At 70.3% G+C, this 26,486-nt stretch carries 23 protein-coding genes; 6 read left to right on the plus strand and 17 right to left on the minus strand.

From position 1 onward, the window contains the following. Positions 1-6 precede the first annotated feature (6 nt). The 6 genes from ACZZ98_RS03030 to ACZZ98_RS03055 form a co-directional block, all read right to left on the minus strand. Complete coding sequence (locus tag ACZZ98_RS03030) at positions 7-1,788, minus strand: beta-galactosidase (protein WP_463514884.1); 1,782 nt, start codon at positions 1,786-1,788, stop codon at positions 7-9. Next, on the minus strand, positions 1,785-5,858 hold the full coding sequence (locus ACZZ98_RS03035; RefSeq protein WP_463514885.1) for an endo-alpha-N-acetylgalactosaminidase family protein: 4,074 nt from the start codon (positions 5,856-5,858) through the stop codon (positions 1,785-1,787). Before ACZZ98_RS03035 ends, ACZZ98_RS03030 begins: the two co-directional genes overlap by 4 nt. 375 nt (positions 5,859-6,233) lie before the next feature. Further along, entirely contained in the window at positions 6,234-7,499 is a 1,266-nt protein-coding gene (locus ACZZ98_RS03040) for an ROK family transcriptional regulator (protein ID WP_463514886.1), read from the minus strand. A gap of 134 nt (positions 7,500-7,633) precedes the next feature. After that, positions 7,634-8,344, minus strand: a complete 711-nt coding sequence (locus ACZZ98_RS03045; protein WP_463514887.1) for a L,D-transpeptidase family protein — start codon at positions 8,342-8,344, stop codon at positions 7,634-7,636. Positions 8,345-8,439: 95 nt separating this feature from the next. Then, positions 8,440-9,309 (minus strand): HpcH/HpaI aldolase/citrate lyase family protein, encoded by an 870-nt coding sequence (locus tag ACZZ98_RS03050; protein WP_463514888.1) that lies wholly within the window; start codon positions 9,307-9,309, stop codon positions 8,440-8,442. After that, positions 9,309-10,409: an HpcH/HpaI aldolase/citrate lyase family protein gene (locus tag ACZZ98_RS03055; RefSeq protein ID WP_463514889.1), complete on the minus strand. Its 1,101-nt coding sequence runs from the start codon at positions 10,407-10,409 to the stop codon at positions 9,309-9,311. Before ACZZ98_RS03055 ends, ACZZ98_RS03050 begins: the two co-directional genes overlap by 1 nt. Positions 10,410-10,463: 54 nt before the next feature. Here ACZZ98_RS03055 and ACZZ98_RS03060 point away from each other — a divergent pair, with 54 nt between their 5' ends. From ACZZ98_RS03060 to ACZZ98_RS03075, 4 genes are all read left to right on the plus strand, one after another. Beyond that, the gene (locus tag ACZZ98_RS03060; RefSeq protein ID WP_463514890.1) at positions 10,464-11,009 is read left to right on the plus strand and encodes a hypothetical protein; all 546 of its coding nucleotides are present in this window, start codon (positions 10,464-10,466) and stop codon (positions 11,007-11,009) included. 81 nt (positions 11,010-11,090) lie between these two features. Then, positions 11,091-12,371, plus strand: a complete 1,281-nt coding sequence (locus tag ACZZ98_RS03065) for a magnesium transporter MgtE N-terminal domain-containing protein (RefSeq protein WP_463514891.1) — start codon at positions 11,091-11,093, stop codon at positions 12,369-12,371. Next, entirely contained in the window at positions 12,364-12,957 is a 594-nt protein-coding gene (locus ACZZ98_RS03070; RefSeq protein ID WP_463514892.1) for a DUF1003 domain-containing protein, read from the plus strand. The genes ACZZ98_RS03065 and ACZZ98_RS03070 overlap by 8 nt, the downstream gene beginning before the upstream one ends. A 9-nt stretch (positions 12,958-12,966) precedes the next feature. Beyond that, entirely contained in the window at positions 12,967-14,112 is a 1,146-nt protein-coding gene (locus ACZZ98_RS03075; protein WP_463514893.1) for an Mrp/NBP35 family ATP-binding protein, read from the plus strand. A 90-nt stretch (positions 14,113-14,202) separates the two neighbouring features. On the opposite strand, the gene ACZZ98_RS03080 is transcribed toward ACZZ98_RS03075, so the two are convergent. From ACZZ98_RS03080 to sigE, 4 genes are read right to left on the minus strand one after another with little or no spacing between them, the layout of a single operon-like run. Then, on the minus strand, positions 14,203-14,607 hold the full coding sequence (locus tag ACZZ98_RS03080) for a Sec-independent protein translocase family protein (RefSeq protein WP_463514894.1): 405 nt from the start codon (positions 14,605-14,607) through the stop codon (positions 14,203-14,205). Between the two features lie 27 nt (positions 14,608-14,634). Continuing rightward, positions 14,635-16,149 (minus strand): S1C family serine protease, encoded by a 1,515-nt coding sequence (locus tag ACZZ98_RS03085; protein WP_463514895.1) that lies wholly within the window; start codon positions 16,147-16,149, stop codon positions 14,635-14,637. Beyond that, positions 16,146-16,715, minus strand: coding sequence for an anti-sigma factor (locus ACZZ98_RS03090; RefSeq protein WP_463514896.1), 570 nt, complete (start codon positions 16,713-16,715; stop codon positions 16,146-16,148). The genes ACZZ98_RS03085 and ACZZ98_RS03090 overlap by 4 nt, the downstream gene beginning before the upstream one ends. Continuing rightward, positions 16,712-17,359, minus strand: coding sequence for an RNA polymerase sigma factor SigE (sigE, locus tag ACZZ98_RS03095; RefSeq protein ID WP_463514897.1), 648 nt, complete (start codon positions 17,357-17,359; stop codon positions 16,712-16,714). The genes ACZZ98_RS03090 and sigE overlap by 4 nt, the downstream gene beginning before the upstream one ends. A 102-nt stretch (positions 17,360-17,461) precedes the next feature. On the opposite strand from sigE, the gene ACZZ98_RS03100 reads away from it, so the two are divergent. Then, a complete protein-coding gene (locus tag ACZZ98_RS03100; protein ID WP_463514898.1) occupies positions 17,462-18,097 on the plus strand; it encodes an O-methyltransferase in 636 nt (211 codons plus the stop codon). A 386-nt stretch (positions 18,098-18,483) separates the two neighbouring features. Here the strand turns inward: ACZZ98_RS03100 and ACZZ98_RS03105 are convergent, their stop codons facing one another. The 5 genes from ACZZ98_RS03105 to ACZZ98_RS03125 all read right to left on the minus strand — a co-directional run bounded on the left by ACZZ98_RS03105 (position 18,484) and on the right by ACZZ98_RS03125 (position 24,211). Beyond that, entirely contained in the window at positions 18,484-19,998 is a 1,515-nt protein-coding gene (locus ACZZ98_RS03105) for a leucyl aminopeptidase family protein (RefSeq protein WP_463514899.1), read from the minus strand. Between the two features lie 76 nt (positions 19,999-20,074). After that, positions 20,075-20,251 carry a DUF3117 domain-containing protein gene (locus ACZZ98_RS03110; RefSeq protein ID WP_082569572.1) on the minus strand — a complete coding sequence of 59 codons (177 nt, stop codon included), beginning with the start codon at positions 20,249-20,251 and terminating at the stop codon, positions 20,075-20,077. 122 nt (positions 20,252-20,373) lie between these two features. Then, positions 20,374-21,675, minus strand: coding sequence for a hypothetical protein (locus ACZZ98_RS03115; protein WP_463514900.1), 1,302 nt, complete (start codon positions 21,673-21,675; stop codon positions 20,374-20,376). Then, entirely contained in the window at positions 21,672-23,795 is a 2,124-nt protein-coding gene (locus ACZZ98_RS03120; protein ID WP_463514901.1) for a glycosyltransferase family protein, read from the minus strand. The genes ACZZ98_RS03115 and ACZZ98_RS03120 overlap by 4 nt, the downstream gene beginning before the upstream one ends. Continuing rightward, positions 23,792-24,211: an SRPBCC family protein gene (locus tag ACZZ98_RS03125; protein WP_463514902.1), complete on the minus strand. Its 420-nt coding sequence runs from the start codon at positions 24,209-24,211 to the stop codon at positions 23,792-23,794. The genes ACZZ98_RS03120 and ACZZ98_RS03125 overlap by 4 nt, the downstream gene beginning before the upstream one ends. Here ACZZ98_RS03125 and ACZZ98_RS03130 point away from each other — a divergent pair. After that, on the plus strand, positions 24,210-24,425 hold the full coding sequence (locus ACZZ98_RS03130; protein ID WP_463514903.1) for a hypothetical protein: 216 nt from the start codon (positions 24,210-24,212) through the stop codon (positions 24,423-24,425). The genes ACZZ98_RS03125 and ACZZ98_RS03130 overlap by 2 nt on opposite strands. An 82-nt stretch (positions 24,426-24,507) precedes the next feature. On the opposite strand, the gene ACZZ98_RS03135 is transcribed toward ACZZ98_RS03130, so the two are convergent. Together ACZZ98_RS03135 and dapE are read right to left on the minus strand one after the other, a co-directional pair. Beyond that, positions 24,508-25,242, minus strand: a complete 735-nt coding sequence (locus tag ACZZ98_RS03135) for an LOG family protein (protein ID WP_463517711.1) — start codon at positions 25,240-25,242, stop codon at positions 24,508-24,510. Between the two features lie 81 nt (positions 25,243-25,323). Then, entirely contained in the window at positions 25,324-26,406 is a 1,083-nt protein-coding gene (gene dapE / locus ACZZ98_RS03140; protein WP_463514904.1) for a succinyl-diaminopimelate desuccinylase, read from the minus strand. Positions 26,407-26,486 lie beyond the last annotated feature (80 nt).

Here is a 26,486-nt window from a genome sequence, read left to right on the forward strand (position 1 = left end):
GTCGGTTCAGCCGAGGTCGGGCTCCGCACGGACCTCGACCTCGGTGCCCACGAGCTCCATCTCGAGGACGACGATCACGTTGGACCCCCTGTGCCACAGGGGTGCTGGCGCATACAACGTCACCTGGGGTCCGATCCCCCAGTAGCGACCCAACAAGGTGCCGTTGAGCCAGACGAAGCCCTTGCCCCAGCCGGGCAGAGCCAGGAACCCGTCGGCCGGTGCGTCGACGCCGATCGTGGCGCGAGCGAAGACGGGCCCGCGGTCAGCGCCGACGACGGCACTCCCGAAGTGGAGCCGAGCAGCCATGGCCGGGTCGTCGATCCGGAGGGCGGTCGACTCCCAGCCGTGGACGTTGCGGTGGGCCACGCGCACGCCGCGCAGTCCCTTCCACTCACCGATCTCGGCGCCGAAGTTGACCCGGCCCTGGTTCTCGACGATGACGTCGAACGTCGTCCGACCACCGTCGGGTCGAGGCGTGAGGGGCAACGAGTGGCTGTCGTCGTTCCGGTCGAGCCGCCCGAGCAGGGCACCGTCCGCGAGGACGGTGGCCCGGTCCGCGAGACCGTCGAGCTCGAGCGTGCGGCCGTCCGGTGGCACCAGTGCCGTCCCGCGATAGTGCACCAGGCCGTGGTCCTGGCCCAGCGCCTCCATCGACTTCGGCACCGGCCCGGCCACGGGCTCGTCGAAGACCTCGAGGGAGTCGAGCAGGGCCACCCATCCATCGACGCGGACCGTCTGCGGAGCCAGCCGCTGCGGAGGTGGCGGCGGCTCCGGGAGCTGCCCCGCGGCATACCGGCTGATGACGTCGCGGAAGGCGTGGAACTTGGGTCGCAGCTCCCCCGCCTCGCCGACCGCCGCGTCGTAGTCATAGCTCGTGACCGTCGGCTGGAGCCTGCCTTCGTGGATGTTGGAGCCGGACCAGAGTCCGAAGTTCGTGCCACCGTGGGCCATGTAGAGGTTGACGCTGCCGCCAGCACGCAGGATGTCGTCGAGCACTCCGGCTGCGTCCTCGGCGCTGCGGGTGTGGTGCGCCTCGCCCCAGTGGTCGAACCAGCCGTTCCAGAACTCCATGACCATGTCCGGGCCGGTCGGCTGGACCTTGCGCAGCTCGGCGAAGGCCTCGTCGACGCGTGACCCGAAGTTCACGGTTGCGAGCACCCCGGGGATGGTGCCGCTCTCGAGCCAGTCCGAACCAGGGCCGTCCGAGGTGAAGAGCAGGACGTCGACACCCCTGTCCAGCAAGCCTTTTCGACAGTGCTGAAGGTATGCCGCGTCGTCACCGTAGGAGCCGTACTCGTTCTCGACCTGCACCGCCACCACCGGTCCACCGGCGGTCGCCAGCAGCGGGCGGATGACGGGCACGACGGCGTCGAACCACGCGTCCACTGCCACGAGGAACGCCGGGTCGCTCGTGCGCAGGGCAACGCCCGGCTCGGCCAGCAGCCATGCCGGCAGGCCACCGAAGTCCCACTCCGCGCAGATGTAGGGCCCGGGTCGGACGATGACGTCGAGACCGAGCTTCCCGGCGAGGGTGATGAACCGCGCCAGGTCGCGCGGGCCGGTGAAGTCGACCTCGCCGCGCACCCGCTCGTGGAAGTTCCAGGCGACATAGGTCTCGATGGTGTTGAGCCCCATTGCCGCCAGCCGCCGGAGGCGGTCCTCCCAGAGGTCGGGGTGGATCCGGAAGTAGTGGATGGCCCCGCTGATCACCTGGTGCGGCTCGCCGCCTCGGACGAACCGGCCCTCCTCGACCGTCAGAAGGGCCCGTCCGTCACCCCGTGCCGTCACTCGTGGAAGTCCAGCTCGGCGATCGCCGCGAACGCCAGCCCATTGTGGGAGCTGAGCCCGACGACCTTGACGAAGCGCGCCTCCTGCGGTGACGCGAACGTCACCTTCTGGGGAGTCACCGCCGTCGTGAAGGCACCTCTGGCCACAGCGCTTCCCCACGTCGTCCCGTCGGTGGACACGTAGATCTCGTAGTCCTTGATCCGACCGTTGGTGCCGGACGCGCGGCCCTGGACCGCGATCGACGAGAGCTGGTGCGTGCCACCGAGGTCGACGGCGACGAAGTGGGGGTATGCCGTTTCCCTCGCCGACCACTCGGTGTGCCAGATCGTCGACGGGTCACCGTCCAGGACGTTGGCTGCTGCGCCATCCTCGCCATCGACCTCCTGCGAGTCGAAGGAGTGGATCCTCATGTCCTGCTTGGGCAACGGCAGCGCCGGCTGGTTGACCCGCTTGCCCCAGACGCCCAGCTCGCTGGCCCCACCGAAGACCGCGCCGTTGATCGAGCTCAGCCCGACGAGCTTGACGTAGCGCCCTCGCTTGACCGGGAAGGTGAGGTGCTGCACCGCGGTGGTGCTGGTGAAGCTGCCCGCCTTGACCGGCGCACCCCACGTCGCGTTGTCGCTGCTCACGTAGACCTCGTAGCCCTTCATCGAGCCGTTGCCGACGCGCACCTGGTAGTCGAAGCCGTCGACGTCGTAGTCCTCACCGAGGTCCAGCGTGATCCAGTGCGGGTAGGGGGCATCCGGGTTCACCGTGGACCAGGCCGAGTGCCACATGGTGCCGGGGTTGCCGTCGATCGCGGCACCGGCCGAGCCGTCACCGGAGCCGGGTTCGGCATCACTCACACCGGCCACCGAGAGGCGCGACTGGGGGATGAGCCCGGCCGGGAGCGTGGCGACGGTGATGCTCGACGTGAGCGTGCGCACCTCCCCGTCGACCTCGTAGGTCGCCGTCGCGCTCAGCGTGTGGTTGCCGGCGATCCCCGGCGAAGCGACGATGCGCCAGGTGGTCTTCACCGTCGCACCGGGCGCAACCGTGGCGAACGTCGCCGCGGTCGTCGGTGTCACGGTCCAGCCTTGGGGCGCCTCGAGCGAGACCTTGACGTCGGCCGCTGCTTCCGTCTCGACATTGGTGAAGCTCGTCGACGCCTGGCTCACCTCGCCGGGCACGACGCCGCCGCTCGGACCGGTGATCTCGAGGCGGGCGCACGCACCTGCGGAGTCGGAGACCCCGAGGTCGGTGACCCGCAGGTTGTCGAGGACGAAGTCCGCCTGGCTCGAACCGACGGCGTTGCGCCGCAGCCCGATGAACGTGTCACCACAGGACCCAGCAGTGAACTCACGGGCGAAGTGACCCGTGGTGCGCTGCTGGCCGAAGGTCTCGGCCGTCAGCTCGGACGTCCGGGCCGCACCCTCGACCACCTGGTCGACGCCGGTGACGAACGAGTACGCGCCGGCGGTGGCGTTCTGGTGGTCGAACTCCACCTTGTAGCGGTGTCCCTCCTCGAAGGGCACGGTGCCGGCCCAGGTGCGATAGGTCAGGCCGGTCGCCTCCTCGTGCGCCTTGAGCGACCACTCGCCGTCGAGGACGTCGTCGACGAGCTTGCCGTTCCAACCGGCCTGCGTGTAGGGCGCGTGGATCCGCGAGATGTGGGTGCGGGCATCTCCCCCGGCCTGTGCCGGTCCGGAGACGAAGGGCCACCAGCCCTGGTCGACGCCCTCGTAGTCCTGCTTCGCCACGACGTTGCCGGTCGGTGCCGTCTCCGTCGTGACGACGACCCGGGCGTCGTCGACGAGGACCGCTGCTGTGCCCGCGCCAGCCGTCACGGCGAGCGTGGCTCGTCCGTCGGCGGGGGCGGTGAAGAGCACCCGGACCCGCTGGAAGTTGGTGCCCAGCAGCTCGTTGGAGGCCTCCGCGTTGCGCACGCTCGACCGTTCGATGGAGTTCGCGACATCGACGCCGGAACCCTTCACCGACAGGCTCGTCGGCCGGGTGGCGCCGGGGGCGACCTGCATCCAGACCGATGCGGCATACGTCTTGCCGGGCGTCAGACCAGCGAGCGGCTGCGAGATGGCGGACGCGCCGGAGCCGAGGCTGGCGACACGCTGCCCGGTCGCTGTCCGAGCCTGCGTGACGGTGCCGGTCGGGTTCCAGGCGTCGAGCATGCTCGCGTTGAAGCCCGGGTCCTTGAGCGGTGTGCCGAAGCCATAGGACGGATCCACCTGCGCCGGTGCCTGGTTCGGGTAGATCACGTATGCCGTGTTCGCCTTGGCGGTGAGTGTCACCGTGTTCTTGCTGTTCGCAACGGTGCCCACCTTGGTCCGCCCCGTCTCGCTCAGCTCGTAGACGGTGAAGGACTTCGCGCTGCGCAGCTTCGGAGCAAGCTTCCACGTGGTCGTGCCACCGTCGGCGTTGTAGTGGTAGGCCTTCGTCGGCTGGTGCGGCGTCTCGTCTCCCCACGGGAGGAGGTATGCATCGCCGTCAAGGACCTTGGCGTCGGCGACGAAGAGCTGCCGCGCACCGCCTTGGGACGTGCCGCGCACCCCACCCTCGAACGCGATGTCGGTCCTGCCGGTGGCCTCGGTCCACTTCGTGATGTCGAAGTGCTGGAGGAACTTCGTCGGGAGCTGGTTGGCCCAGACGTTCTCGATCAGCGCGTTCCAGTCGTGGTGACCGGTCCAGCCCTCGGCCTCGACGATCGTCGAGCCACCGAGGACGGGGTGCGGGTTGAAGACGTCCTTCTGACCGTTGCGGATGAACCGGACGATCGTGCTATTGACGCCCTTGTTGGTGACGCCGCCGTAGTTGCGGTCGACGGCCCAGTGCGACCAGATGTTGTCGCGCTCCATCGCGTAGGCCCACTCCGAGCCCATCTGCCACCCCTGCTTGCGCAGGGCCTGGTTCATCGAGTCGGGGATCCAGCCGTAGCCGTAGTAGACGTCCCAGTAGAGGGCGTCGAGCTTGCCGGAGGTCTCGTCGTGCAGCTGCTGGGTGCGCCGCAGGAGGTCGCCGGAGTTGAGGTCCGGACGCTGGTTCATGTAGTAGCTCTGGTTGAGCCAGTTCCAGCCGGGCTTTGTCTTGTCCACGAGCTCCTCGCTGAAGGCGCGCGCCTCGGGGTAGGACTCGGTGGCGTTGACGTGGACACCGAAGTCGGCACCCACCTCCTCGCCTTCGGTCAGCAGGGTGTTGAGGTCCTTCAGACCTCCGGCGCGCTCGTTGTAGTTGCCGCCGTAGTCGGGGTGCGCACTGTCGTGGCCCTCTGCGCCGTAGCCCTTGAGGAGGGCAAACTGGCCGAGCCCATCCGTCGCCGCGGCGATCCGCTTCGTGTCGTCGAGGGTGCGCAGGAACGGGTGGGTGGCCAGGCTGCTGAAGTTGAAGGGGATCCGCTGGACGACGCGGTTCGGCACGTCCTCCGAACCGGCCGGGACGTAGGCGATGTCGCGGAAGGCGATGGCTCCGTCCTGCCAGCTGACGGCGGCGTCGGCGTTGCGGTCCCCGGTGACGACGACCTTGGCCCACGGGAGCTCGCTCTGCGCCGGGGCGCCCTCGCCCCGCACGGTCCACTGTCCCGGGGCGATGCCGACCCGCTTGGAACCGTCCGCGCCGGCCCGCACCTGGTGCCAGAGCCGGCCGTTGTCCTTGGTCGTGGCCCCGGTCGGCTTGTCGTAGGTGCCGTTGGTCTCGACGGAGGCGGCGAGCTGTGCCGTGTTGACGATGCCGTAGGCCGCACCGACAGGGGCGCTCTGGACGGCGTCGCTGCCCCTGACCGGCGTGATGACGTCCGCGTTGCGGGTCGAGTTGGTGTCGATCTGGGTGAAGGCCGTGGTGGCTCCGGTCTGGGCACTCGAGACCGACACGAGGTCGAGCCCCGGGATGTCGAGCGTGCCGACCTTGACCGTGGCCGAGTCGGTCACCCTGGTCACCTGCCAGGTGAGGACGCTGCCCTCGACCGCCACGGTGAGCTCGATGCGCACCCCGGGGAGGTCGGCGAACGTGAGTGTGTAAGCCGCGGAGCCGGCTCCCGACGTGACCGTCGCCAACGCGACGCGGGGCGTCCCGTTGATCGTCACCGAGGCTCAGCTGGTCGGACTGGCCGCCGAGGACAGCGCCTGACGCGACGGACCTGTAACCCAGCGTCTGGGGGAAGGTCGGGTCCAGCTGCACCTCGAGTTCGGCGGACGCGATGACGACCGGCGCACCGCTCGCGTCGGCAGCCACGGGGGACGCCGGCGCGGCGGAAGCCGCCCACGCGGGGGTGGTCGCGAGGGCGCCGAGCGCCACCGCACAGACGCTTGTCACGGCGGCGAGCCGCCGGGAAGTGTGATGGGACCTGCGCATGACAACCGCCTCTGTCTAATACGTTCACTCGATGAACGAACTATGGCAGCCGGGCATGTGAGCGTCAACCCCCTGACCACGTCTCGATGGTCAGGGCGGCGGCCCGGTCAGGCAGCGGGGACCGTCGTGGGGTCCTCGAAGACGCCCTCCAGAGCGGCGAGTGCGCCACCCCGGGAGGCAGCGCTGAGCCCGAGGGCCGAGGCAGCGACGACGACCTCGCTCCCCTCGTCCATGCGGCGCTCGTCCAGAGCAGACTGCACCGGAGCGATGAGGTGCTCCCCGAACGCGGCGAAGTAGCCGCCGAGCACGATGAGCCGGGGGTTGAGCACGTCGACGAGGATCGACAGCCCCCGGATGAGATCACCTGCGATGGCACCCAGAGCGGCGAGAGTGCGCTCGTCTCCGGAGGTCGCCCGCTCGCGCAGGATTTCGAGGCGGTCCTCCATCGACCGGCTCGAGTCATGAACGACGTCCCCCTCGGGAGCGGCGAGGTGCAGGAAGTGGTGCAGACCCACGACGAGCTCCCAGCACCCGCGGCGACCGCAGCTGCACTGCAGCTCGCCGGGTCCGAGGGCGAGGTGGCCCACCTCTCCCGAGAAGCCCGACCAACCCCTCACCAGTCGTCCCTCGGCGATGATGCCCGCCCCCACGCCGACCTCGCCCGAGAGGTAGACGAGGTCTTGGACCTCGGAGTCGGCGTACACGGCATACTCCGCGACAGCGGCCAGCTTGGCGTCGTTCTCGAGCTGGATCCGGGGGCAGCCAGGGCCCATTCGCTCAGAGAGGCCCGCGGCGAGGGCGACCGCTCGCCACCCGAGGTTGGGGGCGAATCGGACCATGCCTGCCTCGTAGTCGATGACCCCGGGAGGGGCGACCGTGAAGCCGACGACGATGTGTCCGGACGCCCGGAGGGACTCGACCATCCGACGGGCGATGGCCGCCACGCGGTCGAGCACGACCTCGACCGCGAGCCGTGGGACGTCCATCGGGGTGATGCTCTCGCGGATGACGGTTCCGGTCAGGTCCACCGCGGTCACCGCGACGTAGTCGATGGAGATCTCCAGTCCCAGGCCGGCGACGCGTCGGCCGTCGAGGTTCACGGTGAGACCCGGCCGCCCGACCGAACCCCCGCGATGGATCTCGCCCTCCCGCACGAGCCCGCGCTCAGCAAGGTCGCTGACGAGACCCGACGTGGTGGCCTTGGACAGGCCCGTCTCGGCGGCCAGGGTGGCTCGCGAGCGCCCGCCGTGGATCCGCAGGTGACGCAGGATGAGGCCCATGTTGGCGGCCCGCATCTGGGCCTGGTCCAGGCGCCCCGATCGTGGGGCCGCCCGCATGGACCGCGACTGCGTGACACTGGTCTGGGTCGACACGGCGCTCCTCCGACGGTGGCCGGGCGAGCCCGGAGACAGCGGGCGGAAGCCCGGCCTTCTCATGGTATCCGGCCACCGGTCCCGGCCTGGCTCGTTCGGCCTTCGGCCGAACGATCAGAGCGGGCCGGTCGCGGTCAGTAGACCCAGACCCTGCGACCGATGGCGACGCGACCCTGGGCCCAGAGCATGTCCTGCGCCGCGGTGCTCACCCGGCAGCAGCCGTGCGAGGCGGGGTAGGGCGGGATGGACTGGGATCCGTGGATCGCGAAGTCGCCCTTCCAGTACGTCGGCCGCCACATGGAGCCGAGCGATCCGTTCTGCCAGCCGTTGGGCCAGCGGTAGTAGATCGAGTAGCTCCCGGTGGGCGTGCGAGCCGTCTTCCAGCTCGAGCCCGAGTAGTAGCGCTCGCCACTGCCGGTGCTGGTGTTGAGCGTGTAGAGCAGTGCGCCGTTGCTGACGACGAAGAGCAGCTGACGCTTGAGGTCGACCTCGAGCACGTTCCCGCTGGTCGACCTCGGGCGTGTGCGAGCGCCTCGGCTGAGGAGCGAGCGCTCGACCGAGCCGACCTTGCCGGTGCGGCTCACCCCGGCGACCTTCTGCAGGGCCCACACGGCCTGCTGGGTCAGGTGCCCGAACGTCCCGTCCGGCGTCCCGCACCAGTACCTCAGCTGCACCAGTCGCTTCTGCAACGCAAGGACGTCGGCGCCGCTGTGGCCGCGCTCGAGGGTGCGGACCGTGGCCGCGTGCGCCGGGCTCGTGACGGCTCCCGCCGCGCCGACGGCTCCGGCCCCGACCAGTGCAGCCATGGCCGCCCTGCGGCTGACCTCGTGTCGCTGGATGTCCATGACCGCCCTGCCCTTCGTCCTGCTCCCCGTGACTCCCGGAGACGCACCAGAGCGGGCCGGGCCTGCGCTGACACGCAGATGCTCGAGAACGAACTCTAGCGCTTGGAGATCACGTCGTGAATGGCGAGGACCCGACGCGCCATCTCGACGTGCAGGTTCTCGACCATCCGGCCGTTGTGCGTGACGACACCACTGCCTGCTCCGGCCTCCCACGCCTCAAGGACACCCCGGGCCTCGCTCACCGCCTCCTCGCTCGGTGCAAAGATCGCGTTGCACGGCTCGACCTGCGCCGGGTGGATGAGGGTCTTGCCGTCAAAACCGAAGTCACGACCCTGCACGCACTCCGCCTCGAAGCCCTCGACGTTCTTCACGTCGTTGTGCACGCCGTCGAGGATGGCGATGCCCGCCTCCCGAGCCGCGAGCAGCGACAGCTGCAGCGCGGTGACGAGCGGCCCGCGCCCGGGGACGTGGTCGGCGTGCAGCTCCTTGACGAGGTCGTTGGTGCCGAGCACGAGGACTGCGAGTCGCGGTGATGCGGCCGCGATCTCACGCACGTCGAAGACGGCCCGGGGCGTCTCGATCATCGCCCAGAGCTTCGTGTGCTCCGGCGCCCCCGCGGCCTCGAGCCCGGCCACGAGCGAGCGCACCTCGTCGGCCGAGCCGACCTTGGGCACGACGACGCCGGCGGGTCCGGCCTCAGCGGCAGCCGCGAGGTCGGCCTCGTGCCACCGGGTGCCGATGCCGTTGACCCGGATCGTCACCTCGCGGTTGCCGTACTCCCCCGATGCGGCTGCGGCACAGGCGTTCTCACGCGCAGCCTCCTTGTGGTCAGGTGCGACCGCGTCCTCGAGGTCGAGGATGAGCCCGTCGACCGGCAGGGTCTTGGCCTTCTCGAGCGCGCGCTCGTTGGAGCCCGGCATGTAGAGCACCGAACGACGGGGCGTGTATGCAGCCTGCCCACCCATCAGGACGTCTCACCGTCAGCGTTCGGTGCCGGCACGGCATACAGGGAGGCAAGCTCCGGGTCGCTCGCACTCAGTCGTTCGGCCAGCTCGAGGATGACGAGGCACTGCTTGAGCGAGGCGTCGTCCTCCATCCTGCCGTCGAGCATGACGGCGCCGGTGCCGTCACCCATGGCCTCCTTGACCCGGCGCGCGTGCGCGACGTCCTCGGCGGAGGGGCTGAAGACGCGCTTGGCGATGTCGATCTGCACCGGGTGCAGCGTCCAGGTGCCGACGCAGCCGAGGAGGAAGGCGTTGCGGAACTGGTCCTCGCACGCCACGACGTCCTTGATGTCCCCGAAGGGGCCGTAGTACGGGAGGATCCCGTGCATCGCACAGGCGTCGACCATGCGGGCGATCGTGTAGTGCCAAAGGTCCTGCTGGTAGGTCGCGCGCTCGGCGGTGATCGGGTCCACGCCCTCAGCCACGTCCTTGGCCGGGTCCTGACGGACGAGGTAGCCAGGGTGTCCGCCACCCACGCGGGTGGTCTTCATGCGACGGTCGGCGGCGAGGTCCGCCGGGCCGAGGCTGATCCCCTGCATGCGCGGCGACGCACCGGCGATCTCCTCGACGTTGGCAACGCCCCGCGCCGTCTCGAGGATCGCGTGGACGAGGATCGGGCGCGTGAGCCCCGCACGTGCCTCGAGCTGGGCGAGGATCCGGTCGACGTAGTGGATGTCCTCGGGCCCCTGGACCTTGGGCACCATGATGACGTCGAGCTTGTCGCCGATCTCCGTGACGAGGGTGACGAGGTCGTCGAGGACCCACGGGCTGTCGAGGCTGTTGATGCGGGTCCAGAGCTGGGTGCTGTCGCCGAAGTCGGTCGCCCTGGCGATGTCGACGAGGCCCTGACGGGCGGCTTCCTTGCGGTCGGCCCTGACGGCGTCCTCGAGGTTGCCGAGGAGGACGTCGACCGTGCCCACCATGCCGGGGACCTTGGCCGCCATCTTCTCGTTGCTGGGGTCGAAGAAGTGGATCATCCGGCTGGGGAGGGCCGGCACCTCGCGCACCGGCGCCGGGGCACCGACCGCGAGCGGGCCGAAGAAGTCCTTGGGTGAGCGCATGCTGCCGGACGCTAGCAGTGCGGACGGGCCGCGCGTTATGAGACAGTTCACGCCGTGAGCGGCTCGCCGATCCCGACCCCCGGACAGACTTCCGTCAATGTCACGCGCCTCCTGGCCGAGGCCGCCAGCAAGTCCAGCGTGCTGTGGATCGAGATCCCGGACGGCAGCACCCACGCCGTCTGGTTCGTGTGGCACGACGACGAGGATCCTCGTGGCGCCGGGCCCGCCGTCCACGTCGTCTCGGGCATCGGCGAGCAGACGCTCCCCTTCCTCCCCGACGAGGTGACGGTCATCCTGCGCAGCAAGGACACCGGCGCCCGGCTCCTCCGGCTCAGAGCGACCGTGCGCTCCCTCGACCCGACCTCACCGGAGTGGGACCGCGCCGCCGAGGTCCTGCTGGCCAAGCGGCTCAACGCGACCGGCGACGTCCTCGCCCGGTGGCGGGAAGGTGCCACGATCCACGTCCTCACACCACACGGCATACCCGAGGAAGGCCCTGGAGGGTATGCCGCCGGGTCGGGTCGCGTGACCGTCTCCCCCGCCCGCGGCACGACCGCCCGCTGGCGCCCGTGGCACTGGCGCGGTCGCGGAGGCAGCTGACTCCGCCCAGGCCGCCTCCACGACGCGCGCCGAACCGGGTCGTGGCACTGGCACCGCCGCGGACACGACTAGCCTGTCGTCGTGAGCACGAGCACCCGAGTCTTCGTGGGCCGACTGGCCGAGCTGGCCGTGTTCGACCCCCTGGGCGACCCGGTCGGTCGCGTTCGGGACGTCGTCCTGACCTTCAGCGTGCAGCGGTCCAGACCTCGAGTCATCGGTCTCGTCGTCGAGGTGCCGGGCCGCCGCCGCGTCTTCGTGCCGATGACGCGTGTCACCTCCGTCGATGGCGGGCAGGTCATCACGACCGGCCTGGTCAACATGCGTCGTTTCGAGCAGCGTCCCAACGAGACCCTCGTCCTCGCCGAGCTCATCGAGCGCCACGTCCAGGTGCGTGACGAGCAGGGCGAGACCGTCGAGGCCACCGTCGAGGACATCGGGCTCGAGCAGAACCACGCCCGCAGCTGGTCGGTGACGCGTGTCTTCGTCCGCCGCACGTCCAGCCGCACCCCGCTGACCCGTCTCGGGCGCCGCCGAGGTGAGACGTTCGTCGTCCCCGTCGAGGACGTCACGGGCCTGCGCGACACGGCCGACGAGCAGAGCGCCGCCCGGCTGCTCGAGCACTACGAGGACCTCAAGCCCGCCGACCTCGCCGAGGCCATCCACGACCTGCCGGTCAAGCGACGGGCCGAGGTCGCCGCGGCCCTCGCCGACGACCAGCTCGCCGACGTCCTCGAGGAGCTGCCCGAGGACGAGCAGGTCGAGCTCATCTCCGGACTCGGCAACGACCGGGTCGCCGACGTCCTCGAGGCCATGGAGCCCGACGACGCCGCCGACCTCCTCGCCGAGCTGCCCGCCGAGCGCCAGGAGGAGCTGCTGCAGCTCATGGAGCCCGACGAGGCCGCCGACCTCCGACGCCTGCTGACCTATGACGAGAACACCGCCGGCGGTCTCATGACCACCGAGCCGGTCATCCTCGGGCCGGACGCGTCGATCGCCGAGGCGCTGGCCGTGGTCCGGCGCCAGGAGCTGTCGACGACGATGGCCTGCACCGTCTTCGTCTGTCGCCCGCCCCTGGAGACCCCCACCGGCAAGTTCCTCGGGATGGTCCACATCCAGCGGCTGCTGCGCGAGCCGCCACACGCCTCCGTGGGCACCATCCTCGACAAGGACGTCGAGCCCGTCACGACCGAGGCCACCATGGGTCAGGTCACCCGGCTGCTCGCGACCTACGACCTCGTCGCTCTCCCGGTGGTCGACGAGAACGGCCTGCTCGTGGGCGCCGTCACCGTCGACGACGTCCTCGACCACCTGCTGCCCGACGACTGGCGCGACGACCGGCACGAGGTGACCACCCATGGCTGAGCGTCGTGACCGCGCGCCTCGTCTGGACCAGCCCCGCGAGGCCCGCCGCCAGTTCCTCACCCGACCGGAGGCCTTCAGCTCGGAGGCGTTCGGTGTGCTGTCCGAGAAGTTCGCGCGCTACATGGGGACGGCGTACTTCCTCATCGGCATGACGTTCTTCGTCCTCGCGTGGGTCGTGTGGAACCTGGCCGCGCCGCAGGACTGGCGCTTCGACGAGTACCCCTTCATCTTCCTCACCCTCATGCTCAGCCTGCAGGCGTCGTATGCCGCGCCCCTCATCCTGCTCGCGCAGAACCGCCAGGCCGACCGCGACCGCGTGATGCTGGAGCAGGACCGGACCCGGGACGAGCGCAACCTCGCCGACACCGAGTTCCTCACCCGGGAGGTGGCCGCGCTGCGCATCGCGATGCGCGACTCCGCCACCCGTGACTTCGTGCGTGGTGAGCTGCGTGACCTCCTCGACGAGATGGAGGAGCGAGGACTCGTCATCGGCCGGCTTGCCAAGACGGAGACGGCCGGCAGGCGTGACGCGTCAGACACCCAGAAGCGCCGGACCGATGAGGGTGGATCGCGGCGCTCGACCTAGCATGGAGCAATGCCTGTCACTGCTGCACCTGTGAGCGACGAGGCGCTGCGCGCCGCTCTCGCCACCGTCAACGACCCCGAGATCCGCAAGCCGATCACCGAGCTCGGCATGGTCGAGGCCGTGGAGTGTGACGACACCGGACGCGTCGCCGTGACGATCCTCCTGACGATCGCGGGCTGCCCGCTCAAGGAGACGCTCACCAACGACACCACCAACGCCCTCCTCAAGGTCGCCGGGGTGACCGCCGTCGACGTCACCCTCGGGGTGATGTCCGAGGAGCAGCGCGCCGAGCTGCGCACCAACCTCCGTGGCGGCGCAGCCGAGAAGGAGATTCCCTTCGCCAAGCCGGGCAGCCTGACCCGCGTGTATGCCGTGGCGTCCGGCAAGGGCGGCGTCGGCAAGTCCTCGATCACGGCCAACCTCGCCGCCGCGCTGGCCCAGCAGGGCCTCAAGGTCGGTGTCGTCGACGCCGACATCTACGGCTTCTCCATCCCGCGCATGCTCGGTGTCGAGCAGCGACCCACGCAGGTCGACGAGATGATCCTGCCGCCCATCGCGCACGAGGTGAAGGTCATCTCGATCGGCATGTTCGTGCCCGGCAACCAGCCCGTCGTCTGGCGTGGACCGATGCTCCACCGGGCCCTCCAGCAGTTCCTCGCCGACGTCTTCTGGGGCGACCTCGACATCCTGCTCCTCGACCTCCCCCCGGGCACCGGCGACATCGCGATCTCGGTCGCCCAGCTCATCCCCGGTGCCGAGATCCTCGTCGTGACCACCCCGCAGCAGGCCGCGGCCGAGGTCGCCGAGCGTGCCGGCGCGATCGCCATCCAGACCCACCAGCGCGTCGCCGGCGTCATCGAGAACATGTCATGGCTCGAGCTGCCCGACGGCTCCCGCCAGGAGATCTTCGGCTCCGGTGGTGGTCAGATCGTCGCGGACTCGCTCACCCGCAGCATCGGCGCCCCCGTGCCCCTGCTCGGACAGATCCCGCTCGACACCACGCTGCGCATCGGCTCCGACCAGGGCACGCCCGTGGTGCTCAGCGAGTCAACCTCACCCGCGGCAGTGGCCCTGCGCGGCATCGCCCGCGAGCTCGGCACCCGCTCACGTGGCCTGGCGGGCCGCTCCCTCGGCCTCACGCCCTCCGGCCGCTGACAGGCCGACTTATTGCGAGTTCGGCTCACCCGCGGGAGGGCCTTCGGCCCGAGCGGTGTGAGCCGAACTCGCAATAAGTCGGGGTTTGAGTCAGGTGGCGTCGACGTCGTAGGGCGTGGGACGCAGCGGGTCCCAGCCACCCTCGTCCGACCCGAAGCTCACCGCGCTGTCGTCAAGGACGTCGACCTCGCCCATGTCGGGGTTGTTGCCGTCCGACTTCAGGCCTGACGCGGCATCCTCGAGGGGCTCGATCAGTGCTTCGCGCACGATCCGCCGGGGGTCGTACTGGCGCGGGTCGTACTGGCGCCAGTTGATGTCCTCGTAATCCGGGCCCAGCTGGTCCTTGAGCTGCCCCTTGGCGCCCTCGGCCATGACCCGCCCCTTCTTGATGAGCTGGGCGAGCTTCTGGGCATACTCGGGCAACCGCTCCGGCCCGAGCACGAAGACAGCGATGAGGGCAAGGAGAACGATCTCCCACCCGTTGATGCCGAACACGCGTCCTCCTGTGCGCTGTGACGCGCGTCAGTCGCTTCTGCCCTGGAGGACCATCTTGACATCCCGGGGCTTGCCGTCACGCAGCACGGTCAGGGTGACCGTCGATCCGACCGGTTTGGACCGGATCGCGACGACGAGGGCGTCGGGGTCGATCATCGGCCGGCCCTCGAAGGCGGTGATGACGTCACCGGCCTTGAGACCAGCCTTGGCAGCCGGTCCGTCGGGCGTTACCGCGGGGGTGTCCCCGGAGTCCTCGGCGATCCGCACGCCCTCACCCTGGTACTCACGGTCGAGCAGGACACCGATGATCGGGTGCTCGGCCTTGCCCGTGCGGATCAGCTGGTCCACCGTGATCTTGACCTGGGCACTGGGGATGGCGAAACCGACACCGATGTTGCCGCTCTGCCCGCCGATGGCGTTGCCGGCGACGCGGGCGATGGCGGAGTTGATCCCGATGACGCGACCCTCCATGTCGAGGAGCGGACCACCGGAGTTGCCGGGGTTGATCGCTGCGTCGGTCTGGATCGCGTTGATGAACGACTGGTCGTCGGCCTCGCCCGGGGTGACCGGGCGGTTGAGCGCCGACACGATGCCCGTCGTCACGGTCGACTCCAGGCCCAACGGCGCGCCCACGGCGATGACCGGGTCGCCGACGACGACCTTGGCCGAGTCGCCGAGCGGCAGCGGCGTGAGGTCGGTGCGGTCGACCTTGAGGACGGCGAGGTCATAGGACACGTCGCGGCCGACGATGGTCGCCTTGGCCTGCTTGCCGTTGGTGAGGACGACCGTGATCTCGCCCTGGGTGGCAGCCGCCGAGACGACGTGGTTGTTGGTGACGATGTGGCCCTTGTCGTCGAGCACCCAGCCCGACCCGGTGCCGTCGCCCGCATCTGCCTCGACCCGGATGGTCACGACGCTGGGGATGGCCTTGGCGGCGATGTTGGCCACCGAGCCGTCCGGTCGCGCCGTCGCGCCGGCGCCGGGCTCGGGCGTCGGACCACTCGCCTCGGAGCTCGTCACGTCCAGGCCGTCGAAGCGGTCGGTGGCTCCCAGCCAGCCGCCGAGCAGACCACCACCCAGCCCCGCGAGCAGGGCAGCGAGCCCCGCGATGAGGAAGACCCCCAACCACCCCGGTCCGCGCTTGCGGTCACGAGCAGCGGGGCTGTGAGCCGCTGACGCGGCATACGGATTCTGCGGGTATGCCGTGTGCTCACCCGAGCCCCAGCCCTGCGGACCGTTGGCCGGTGGCAGGCCGCCGTGGCTCGACTCCGTCGCAGCCTGGTCCCGGGGCGGCGGGGCGAAGGGCGAGGCTGGCGGGGCGTAGTTCGAGGCCGGCTGTGTGTAGCGAGGGGCAGGTTCGCCGAAGGTGGGCGCACGGTCGCCCCACCCGGAGTCGCGGGTGGGTTCGTGCGGCGGCAACAGCGGCGGCTGACCCGGAGGTGGACCGAACTCCTGGGTGTGGCTCAGGTCGACCTCTTGCGTGTGGTCCGGATCGACGCGGGGCTGCTCTGCCTCGTCGTGGCGTTCGCTGTCCTCGGTCATGCCCGCGATTCTGCCTCGCACAGGTCAAGATTCCGAACAGAGGTGCTGCTCATCCACCCGGTGGAGACACTGCGGGTCCTCAGACCACCCACGGACGGACCAGGTGAGCCGACCGCGGGGCGCACCGACGGGGACGCGCCACCGACCGACGTGACGGTCGTGGTGACCGCCCCCGTCCCGGCGATGGTGAGGGTCCAGGCGACCGCTGCCGTGGCCCCTGCTGCGGCGGTGGCGATCGCGGCCGACCGCAGCGGACTGCGGTGTGCCGGTGGGGCGGACGGCGCCACCATCTCGAGTGGTGCGCGCTCGCTCGTCTGGGGGATGGCGGGTCCGGGCATCGACGACGCGAGCGCGACCAGCTGTGCGTGGAGGCTGCCGGGCATCGACGGGCAGCCCGACGACAGCAGTGACTGGAGGCGGCGCTCGCCGGCGACGGCGTGCTGGCAACCCACGCACGAGATGAGGTGCCGGTCCCAGTCGAGGGTGCGCTGGGCCGAGAGCTGGCCCGACACGTAGTCGGGGAGCTCGTCGAGCCGGCAGCGCGAGGGACGCGACAGGTGGATCACACGGCACCCCGCGCGGGCGTGAGGAGCCCCGGCCGGAGTGACTGCGAGGACGCGGGGGCGTTGCGCACCTCGGGGGCACGGTGGGCCAGGGCCTCCCTGAGCTGGGCGCGACCGCGGTGGATGCGGGAGCGCACGGTGCCCAGCTTGATGTCGAGCGTCGCCGCGATCTCCTCGTAGGACAGACCCTCGATGTCGCAGAGCACCACCGCGGCCCGGAAGTCGGGCGCGAGGGAGTCGAGCGCACGCTGCACGTCATCGTCGAAGTGCGTGTCGGCGAAGGTCTGCTCGGGTCCTGCCTCGCGGGCGGGCAGCCGGGCTGCCGACTCGTCCGAGAGCGCGTCGAACCGGATGCGCTGCTTGCGGCGCATCTTGTCGAGGAAGACGTTGGTGGTGATGCGGTGCAGCCAGCCCTCGAACGTGCCCGGGCGATAGGTGTGCAGCGAGCGGAAGACGCGGATGAAGACGTCCTGGGTGAGGTCCTCGGCGTCGTGCACGTTGCCGGTGAGCCGATAGGCGAGGCGGTAGACCCGGGCGGAGTGCTCCTCGACGATCTGCTCCCACGACGGCGGTGTCCACTCCCCCGTGGCCGCACCTGCGTCGCTCGTCATCGTCGTCCCCTGCTCGGTGGCCACCTGGCTGCTCATGTCACAGGTGTCTACGCGCCGGAGCCGGGAAATGTTCCGGAGAACCCTGTACGCCGGCTGTGAGTCCGTTCGGGCGTCCCCGCCCGAGTAGGGTTGCCGCCCATGAGCACCCTCAAGCCCGCGAGCTGGTCGTACGCCGAGGACTTCGTCCCCGAGCCCGAGGTGATCGAGCAGGCACGCTCTCGCGGTCTCGCGTTCGAGGCCGCGACCCCCGTCGGGACGGGTGCGGGCGCGACCCTGCGACTTCTCACGGCGGCCATCGGTGCCAAGCACGTCATCGAGGTGGGCACCGGGGCCGGCACCTCGGGCCTGTGGCTCCTCGCCGGGATGCCCCAGGACGGCGTCCTCACCACCATCGACATCTCCCCGGAGCACCAGAAGGCCGCTCGTGAGGCCTACGCCGCCGCCGGCTACCCGACGCAGCGGACCCGCGTCATCTCGGGACGCGCCACCGACGTGTTGCCCCGCATGACCGACGGTGCCTACGACATGGTGCTCATCGACGCCGACAAGGCGAGCTATCCGGCATACGTCGAGCACGGGATCCGGCTGCTGCGCAGCGGCGGCGTGCTGGCGCTGGACAACATGCTGTGGCACGACAAGGTCGCCGACCCTGCGGCCCGCGACGGCGAGACCAGCATCCTTCGGGACCTCGGCAAGTCGCTGCGCGACAACGACGACCTCCTGCCGGCGCTGCTGCCGGTCAGTGACGGACTGCTCATCGCCGTCAAGCGCTGAGGCCCCCGACTTCGCGTAGAGGGCTACGCGTGCGCGTCGACCCGGGGCCCGGCGCCGCGACGGAAGCCGGCCGGCCCCTCGGCGATCGCCACGACCTCGAACTCCTCGATCGCGATGGGTGACGAGCCGATGCAGCTCGGTCCCCTTGGACTCGCCGGCGGTGGCCTCGAACTCCTCGCGGAAGACCTTGCGCTCCTGCTCGCTGTCGAACACGTAGGTCCCCTCGAACCACTCGCCCTCGCGCATGCGCCACACCTTGAAGGCCAGCCCGTCGAGGAACATGAAGCGGGCGATCGACGTCCCCACGACGTACTCGCGGAGCAGGTCAGGGGCGTTCTCAGGGGCGTCCTCGAGGGACCAACGCACTGCCAGCCCGTATCCGGCGTTCATGAAAGACCTTCCAACCATCGCAGCAGCAGTCGTGCACCGAACCCCGTCCCACCCTTGCCGTGGACTCCGGAGTCGACATCGGACCGGCCGGGGCCGGCGATGTCGAGGTGGGCCCAGCGACGCTCCCCCACGAACTCCCGGAGGAAGAGTGCTGCCGTGATCGACCCGCCTCCGACCGAGGGCCCGATGTGGTTGATGTCGGCCACCTCGGACTCCAGTGCCTGACGGTAGGCCTGCACCAGCGGGAAGGGCCAGAGCGTCTCACCTGCTGTCTCGCCGGCGGCACGCAGCTCCTCGGAGAGCGCGCCGTCGGTGGCATAGACCGGCGCCATGCTGCGTGCCAGCGCCACCCTGGCCGCGCCCGTGAGGGTGGCGATGTCGACGAGCACGTCCGGGTCGAGCTCGGCATCGGCATAGGCCAGCGCGTCCGCGAGGACGATGCGTCCCTCGGCGTCGGTGTTGCCGATCTCGGTGGTCGTCCCACCGAAGTGCGTGACGACGTCACCGGGCCGGTATGCCGCCCCGTCCACCATGTTCTCGGCGAGGGCCAGGAGGCCGGTCACCCGGACCGGCACGTCGAGGTCGCGGCAGGCCGCGAGGACGGCCAGGACGATCGCGGACCCGGACATGTCGGTCTTCATGGCGAGCATCCCGTCGGCCGGCTTCACCTGCAGGCCACCGGAGTCGAAGGTGATGCCCTTGCCGACGAGGACGACGTGCGGGGTCGAGGCGTTCGACCCCTCGGGGGTGTATCCGAGCTGGACGAGCCGCGGCGGTGTCGCAGAACCCCCGCCGACAGCGAGCAGACCGCCGAATCCGCCTGCGGCGAGGGCCTTCTCGTCCCAGACCTTGACGTCGAGGCCGGCGCGCGACGCAACGGTGCGGGCCTGTCGAGCCATCCAGGCAGGGTTCTTGATGTTCGAGGGAGTGTTGGCGAGGTTGCGGGCGAGCAGGGTGGCGCGAGCCCGAGCCACTGCCCGCTCCACGACATCGCCCTCGACGGCGACGAGAACCACCGCCGCAGCGACGTCGGTCCCCGAGGTCCATCCGCCCCCCGTGAACCTCGCCGGCGCCCACCCGCCGAGGACCGTGCCCTCGACGAACGCTGCCTGCCCGGTCTCGTCGGACGACGGGGCCAGGACCACGACCTGGGCGCGACCCCGGGTGGCCCGCCCCGCAGCGGCGCCCGCGGCCCGCAGGTCGGCAGGACCTGCGTCACCCAGCCCGACGAGCACCAGCACCCGCACGGGAAGCTCGCCACGCGGCATACGGACCGTCGTCGTGGCTCCTGCAGCCGTCGAGGGCTCGTGGGTGTCGGCCAGCTCGTCCGGTGCGAAGCCGGCCTCGGTCAGCGCGGCGTGGGCGCGACTCTCCCAGGGCCCGTCCCCGTCGACGACGCCCACGACGAGCGCGAGGTCGGTCGGGTCGAGATCGGCGAGGACGTCGGCGAGGGGTCCGTCGGCGGTCGTCCAGGAGGGCAGGGTCGGGGCGAGGAGATCTTCGGCAGGCACGCACTCGACCCTACCGACGACGAGAGGGCCCCCACCATGTCGGTGCGGGCCCTCTCAACACGTCAGAGTCGACGAGTCACTTCTTCAGTGCCTCGCAGTCGTCGATGGCCTGACCCAGCGCTCGCACCTCGTCCGGCGTCATCTCGACGACGAGTCGGCCACCACCCTCCAGAGGCATGCGGAGCACGATGCCGCGACCCTCCTTGGTGACCTCGAGAGGGCCGTCGCCCGTCCTGGGCTTCATTGCCGCCATGGGTGTTCCCTTCGTTGCCGCGACGCACAGTCGTGCGTCACGTGTTCACGTGCCGGCGTTGGCGCACCGGTGTCCCGATCCATTATTCCTGTCCGCGAGGTGGGAGCGAAATCCGGGGTCGATCACGGCGGTCGCGACCCCCACGGCATGTAGGTCAGCAGGGCGCACGTCCACCAGACGAGACCGCCGAGGATGGGCACCAGGAGGATCGCCACCCGCCTGCGCCAGTGCGTCACGATCCGCTCCCCCGTCGAGGTCCGCATCGCGACGCTCGCGAGGAGGGCGGCGATGGGGAAGTCCAGCAGCAGGAAGCGCCACATGCTCGTGATCGGTCGGACCACGGCGAAGAGGTAGAGCGGGTAGGCGACGGCCCACGCCCGCACCTCCACCGGGATCCATCGCCCGTGCCGACCGAGGATGAGTCCGACGTAGGTCCCGCAGAGGGCGACGAGGACCGCCGCGCCGAAGACGCCGCGGGCATCCCACGCCCACTGCAGCCAGAGGACGAACGGTCCCGACGCGGGGTCCTGTCCCCATGCCGCCTGCACGTCGAGGAAGGCGGTCGGTATGCCGCTCACGGCACCGACGATCACCGGCCAGGCGATGCCGGACAGCCCGATCACGACGAGCATGGCCGAGGCCGTGACCCGTTGGCCCCGCAACGGCAGGACGCCCGCGGCGCGGTCCTCCCGAACCCGGACGATGAGGTGGATGAGGGCCGCGAAGCCGATCGCTGCGGCGACTCCACGCGTGAAGCCCAACGGCACCGCGAGCAGGGCGACCACGGCATACCGGCGTCGCATGAGATACAGGAGCGAGGCTGCGACGAGCACGATCGCGAGCGGCTCGGTGTAGGCCTTGAGCATCACCCCGGTCGCCGGGTAGAAGCACCAGAGGCAGGCGGCCACGAGGGCGAGCCGTTCGCGTCCCGGCTGGGGGTCGGCATGGAGCCCATGACGGAACAGGGCCCAGATGAGGACGGCCCCGAGACCGCCCAGGACGACGTTGAGGCCGACCGCGGCGACCGTGAAGGGGATGCCCAGCAGCATCAGTCCCTTCACGAGGAGGGGGAACAGCGGATAGAAGGCCCAGGCGCTGTAGGTGAGCTTGCCCGATGCGGGGTCTGCCGGCAGAGGAACCGGATAGCCCTGTGTCGCAACGGTTTCATACCACTCGCTGTCCCAGAGGACGAGGAGGTCGCCGACGGTCGGGTCGAGGTGACCCACGCCGGCAGGGTTCTGGAACCACGTGGCGGCGACCCACATCGCGGCGAGTGCGACGAGCCGGGAGACGAGGTAGACGACGAGGATCGTCCGGACCGGGTGCGCCAGGGCGAGGGCGGTCAGCTGCGAGCGTCCGGCGAGAGTGAGGAGGGAGCGCGAGGTCGCGGGGGCCTCGTTCACCGACCGGGTGTCGGCACTCATGACCGCAGCTCGCGCACGTCCCACACGAACACGTCCTCGACCTGGACCGGGTCGCCGAGCACCGTGACGAGCGAGTCCCGCAGGGCCGTCGTCTCGGTGCGCATGGGCAGCACGACGGCATCGGTTCGCCACGCCCGGAGGTCCTCGGCGAACTGGAGCCGCTGCGCCTCGGTCGCGGGTGTGACGGCGTTGGCCGCGTTGACGTCATAGAGCCAGAGTGAGAAGGGACGGCGGACGGCGCCGTACTGACCGCCACGGTCGGGCCGACCGTTGGGGCCCACGAAGTAGCCCTCCACGATCGGGAAGGCCATGGTGTCCGCGGCCAGCTGCCAGTCGAACGCCCGGGCGTCGACGATGTCGGTCGGGGGGACGGCGAGGATCGAGCCGCCATGGCTCCAGTCGCGCCACGCGTCGCCGGTGAAGAAGGTCGGCACCGGCGGGCGCGGGTCGACGCGGAGCGCGGTCGGGAAGACGGGCAGCAGGGCGACGACAGCAGCTGCGGTCACGAGCCACCCACCCAACCGTGGGAGCCAGGCAGGCAGCTCGAGCTCGTCGGCGTCGTCGCGGCGGAGCGGGGACATCTTCATCGCGGCGTCGATGGCGATGGCGAGCAGGCCCCCGAGTGCAGGTACGGCGATCATGACGAAGCGGGTGGGCAGCACGTTCTCGAGGACGGGCAGCTCGTCGAACAGCGCCCACAGACCGGGTATGCCGGTGGGCCGGCCGTGGAGGAGCACCTCCTCTCCCAGCGAGAGCCAGGTGCTGAGCAGGACCACCGCCGCGAGCGCCTGGACGGCGGGGCGGCGAACCAGGGCCAGCACGATCACCCCGGCGAGCAGCCAGAGCGGCACGCCGAAGAAGGCGTTCTCCTCGGTGCGGTTCATCGACACCGCAGCAGAGGCAAAGGGGTCGGCACCGACGGTGCGGGTCGCGCGGCCCCACAGCGCCGCGAGGTCGTTGCCGCCCGGCAGGTGGAAGATCGAGGTGTAGCTCTGTCGACCGGCGAACTGCCACCAGAGCGGGACGGCGACGAGTGCGAGGCAGAGCGCCGCGCCCAGTCCCACCCCCGGGAGCGCCCGCGCGACGTCGAGCCTGCGGTGGGCGAGGAGCACGAGGCCGGCGATCGCCATCCCGATCGCCGCGAGCAGCAACGGTTCCTCGCCGATGAAGATCTGCCAGGTGACGAGGAGCCCGAGGACCACACCGTCACGGATGCGTCGGCGCCCATCGCCCTGCGCCAGACGCAGGACCCGGTCGACGATGACGGGGATGAGGAAGAGGGCGACGAAGTTCGGGTGGCCGTTGGCGTGCGACACCATCGCCGGGGCGAACCCGACGAACCACCCGCCGACCGCGGCAGCCGTGCGCCCGAGGCCGCGTCGGCGGATGAACCAGTACCAGGCAGCAGCCGTGCCTGCCAGCCCGAGCAGCTCGACGACGAAGAAGGTGACGTGGGCGCTCGTGGCGAGGGTGAGGGGTGCGAGCGGGATACCGAGGCCGGTGACCGCGGCGTTGGCCATGAGGTTGACGCCGTCGGGGTAGTTCTGACGATCGCTGAAGAGCGGGTTCGACAACGTCGCGACGTTGTGGGCCGACGCCCCGAAGTACCACTCGAACGCCTGGTGGTCCTGGACCCCCTGCGAGAGGTAGCCCGTGGACGTGCGCCCCACGAGGTCGCTGAGGACGTGGAGTGCGGTGCCGAGATAGGCCGCGACGACGGCGAGGTCGACCCACCCCCACCTCACCCTTGCGCCCGCGTCTCCCGCGCCTGTGTCCGTGGACGTGGTCGCTCCTGCGACCGGGCCCGCAGACGCAACGGGGGACGTCCGGGACGCCCCTTCCGTGTGGTCTCCGGGGACTGCCGTTGCTTCCGGATCCCCAGACTTAGAAGAGGGTCTGTTGCCCAGGCGGAGGTCGTTGGTGGCGATCTGGGCGTCCAGGTGCTCCAGCACCTCGTCGACCCGCGCGACGGGGTAGCCGATGAGCTGGAGGCCGAACGCCTCGTCCTCGTCGCCGCCGGCGCGTTCTCCCGTGCCCCCTGCCGGACGCCGCCCGAGGAACCACGCCATCGCGAGAGCAGCCACGACCACCGGGGCGCTGAGGAGCAGCGCCCACATCATGAGCGGTCCGACACGAGACGGTCGACCACGCGACCGAAGACGAGAGGGCCGACCAGGTCTCCGGCCGCCCTCGTCACGCGCCGCAGCCCAGGCACCCCGAGCCACAGCTCCTCGGTCCACGTCAGGCGCGAGCCACCGGCATACGGAGTGACGTCGACCTGCGCCCAGCCACCGAGGCGGCCGGTCTTGCGAATGCGCCACCGATGAGGCGCGTCCCAGTCCTCGACGACCATCGTGTCGTCGAAGCGGAGCGGCCCCAGGGCCGTCCGCACGGTGAACCGCCACCCCAGGGCCGGCTCACCCGGGTCAGCCAGGGTGGTGGTCAACGGGACGGTCTCGGTGTGCTCCGCGAGGGCGGCGACGCGCGACCACAGCTCCGTGGGCGGCAGCGGCGACTCACGCGTCAGGGTGAACATGACCGTCCCGCTCCGCAAGGACCCGCTCCTGCTCGGCGAGGCGATCCCGACGCTCGTCGAGGGCGGCGTCGACGTCTGCCGGGACGTAGCCGTAGAGCGTCGTGCCCAGGCTCAGGTGGTCGACGTCGGCGCTGGTCAGGGTCGGTGGGAAGCTCGAGCGGCGGGGTCGTGGACGTGGGTGCAGGCAGTGCGGGGGCGTCGAGCCGACCCGTGACGACGCCCACCGTGACCACGACGACGGCGACGGCGAGAAGTCCGAGGGCAACCCATTCCACGTGGCTGATCCTAGGTGGCGCTCACTCGGGGTGGGTTCCACTGCCCTCGGCGCCCTCGGGCGCCTGCGCCCGATCCGACGCGACGATGGCCGCGACGGCTTCGTCGACGTCATCGGTCAGGGTGATGAGTGCCAGGTCCTTGGCACTGACCGTCCCGGCCGTGAGGGCGGACGACCGGAGCCAGTCGAGAAGCCCCTGCCAGTAGGTCGTGCCCATGAGGATGATCGGGAACGACGTCACCTTCTGCGTCTGGACGAGGGTGATCGCCTCGAAGAGCTCGTCGAGGGTGCCGAAGCCCCCGGGCAGGACGATGAACCCCTGCGCGTACTTGACGAACATCGTCTTGCGAGCGAAGAAGTACCGGAAGTTCACGCCGAGGTCGACGTACTTGTTGAGTCCCGTCTCGAAGGGCAGCTCGATGCCCAGGCCGACCGAGGCCCCGCCCGCCTCGCACGCACCCTTGTTGGCCGCCTCCATGGCACCTGGACCGCCACCGGTGATCACGGCATACCCAGCGCGGACGAGGGCCGAGCCGACCCGTTCACCGAGCTCGTAGGTCGGGTCGTCCTCCCGGGTGCGGGCCGAGCCGAAGACGCTCACGGCCGGTCCCAGCTCGGCCAGCGCGCCGAAGCCCTCGACGAACTCGGACTGGATGCGCATGACCCGCCACGGGTCCGTGTGGACCCAGTCGGCGGAGCCGCTGCTGTCGAGGAGGCGTTGGTCGGTCGTCTCCTCGGGCACCTTGGATCGCCGCATGACGACGGGACCCTTGAAGTAGTCCTGCGCGTCGTCCCAGGGCTCTGGTGCGTCAGTCACGGAGTCAGTCACCGCACCAACCTAGGCGAGCCACCTGAGCATCGCGGCCTCGCACGACACGAGCTGGTCGACGGGGCACCGCTCCTCGTCGTGGTGGGCGAAGTTGGGATCGCCCGGACCGAAGTTCACCGCGGGCAGACCCATCGCCTGGAAGCGGGCCACATCGGTCCAGCCCTGCTTGGCGACGACGTCCACGCCGAGTGCCTCGACGAACGCCTTGGCCGCGGGCAGGTCGAGACCCGGTCGCGCTCCCCCGGCGTTGTCGGTGATCTCGAAGGTCAGCCCGTCGAAGACCTCGTGCATGTGCGCCACTGCCTGGTCCTCGTCGGTGTCGGGGGCGTAGCGGTAGTTGACCGACACCGTGCACCGGTCGGGGATGACGTTGCCGGCGATGCCACCGGAGATGCTGACGGCGTTGAGCGCCTCGCGGTACTCGAGCCCGTCGACGACCACCGTCCTCGGCTCGTATGCCGTGAGCCGACCGAGGATCTCGGCTGCGTCGTGGATCGCGTTGTGTCCGTTCCACGGTCGCGCCGAGTGGGCGGCTGCACCCTTGGTCGTGAGGTCGATGCGCAACGTGCCCTTGCAGCCGCCCTCGACGATGGCTCCGGTGGGCTCGAGGAGGACGGCGAAGTCGGCGTCCTCGATGAGCTCGGGTCGCTGCTGCTGGATGTGGAGCAGCCCGTTGAACTCGCTCTCGATCTCCTCGCCCTCGTAGAAGACGTAGGTGACGTCACGGCTCGGCGCGGGAACCGTTGCGGCGAGCCGCAGCTGGACGGCGACGCCACCCTTCATGTCCACCGTGCCCCGCCCCCAGAGGACCTCGCCCTCGCCGTCGGCGCCGGGGAGTCGGCGCGTCGGGAGGTTGGGTGGGTCCGTGAGGGGCACGGTGTCGATGTGCCCGGCGAGCACGACCCGCTCGCCGTGGCCGAGCTCGGTGCGGGCGATGACGGTGTTGCCAATCCGCGTCACGGTGAGGTGCTGCAGGGGTCGCAGCGCCTCCTCGATCGCGTCACAGACGGCGCCCTCACCCAGGCTCACCGACTCGATGTCGCAGAGCGCAGCGGTGAGGGTGACTACATCGGCAGTGAGGTCGAGCGGCATACGCGAGACCCTACCGACGACTGGTCGGTCGGCCCCCTCGGGAGGGCCGATCGGCGGCTGACCTGCATGGATCGGCGGAC

This window comes from Knoellia sp. AC549 (assembly GCF_979258975.1).

What these genes read in the sequence shown, in the direction of transcription:
- ACZZ98_RS03045 (WP_463514887.1), bottom strand. Translation starts at nt 8,344, where the DNA reads ATGGACATCCAGCGACACGAGGTCAGCCGCAGGGCGGCCATGGCTGCA.
- ACZZ98_RS03050 (WP_463514888.1), bottom strand. Translation starts at nt 9,309, where the DNA reads ATGGGTGGGCAGGCTGCATACACGCCCCGTCGTTCGGTGCTCTACATG.
- ACZZ98_RS03055 (WP_463514889.1), bottom strand. Translation starts at nt 10,409, where the DNA reads ATGCGCTCACCCAAGGACTTCTTCGGCCCGCTCGCGGTCGGTGCCCCG.
- ACZZ98_RS03070 (WP_463514892.1), top strand. Translation starts at nt 12,364, where the DNA reads ATGGCTGAGCGTCGTGACCGCGCGCCTCGTCTGGACCAGCCCCGCGAG.
- ACZZ98_RS03075 (WP_463514893.1), top strand. Translation starts at nt 12,967, where the DNA reads ATGCCTGTCACTGCTGCACCTGTGAGCGACGAGGCGCTGCGCGCCGCT.
- ACZZ98_RS03085 (WP_463514895.1), bottom strand. Translation starts at nt 16,149, where the DNA reads ATGACCGAGGACAGCGAACGCCACGACGAGGCAGAGCAGCCCCGCGTC.
- sigE (WP_463514897.1), bottom strand. Translation starts at nt 17,359, where the DNA reads ATGAGCAGCCAGGTGGCCACCGAGCAGGGGACGACGATGACGAGCGAC.
- ACZZ98_RS03100 (WP_463514898.1), top strand. Translation starts at nt 17,462, where the DNA reads ATGAGCACCCTCAAGCCCGCGAGCTGGTCGTACGCCGAGGACTTCGTC.
- ACZZ98_RS03110 (WP_082569572.1), bottom strand. Translation starts at nt 20,251, where the DNA reads ATGGCGGCAATGAAGCCCAGGACGGGCGACGGCCCTCTCGAGGTCACC.
- ACZZ98_RS03115 (WP_463514900.1), bottom strand. Translation starts at nt 21,675, where the DNA reads ATGAGTGCCGACACCCGGTCGGTGAACGAGGCCCCCGCGACCTCGCGC.
- ACZZ98_RS03120 (WP_463514901.1), bottom strand. Translation starts at nt 23,795, where the DNA reads ATGATGTGGGCGCTGCTCCTCAGCGCCCCGGTGGTCGTGGCTGCTCTC.
- ACZZ98_RS03130 (WP_463514903.1), top strand. Translation starts at nt 24,210, where the DNA reads ATGACCGTCCCGCTCCGCAAGGACCCGCTCCTGCTCGGCGAGGCGATC.
- ACZZ98_RS03125 (WP_463514902.1), bottom strand. Translation starts at nt 24,211, where the DNA reads ATGTTCACCCTGACGCGTGAGTCGCCGCTGCCGCCCACGGAGCTGTGG.
- ACZZ98_RS03135 (WP_463517711.1), bottom strand. Translation starts at nt 25,242, where the DNA reads ATGCGGCGATCCAAGGTGCCCGAGGAGACGACCGACCAACGCCTCCTC.
- dapE (WP_463514904.1), bottom strand. Translation starts at nt 26,406, where the DNA reads ATGCCGCTCGACCTCACTGCCGATGTAGTCACCCTCACCGCTGCGCTC.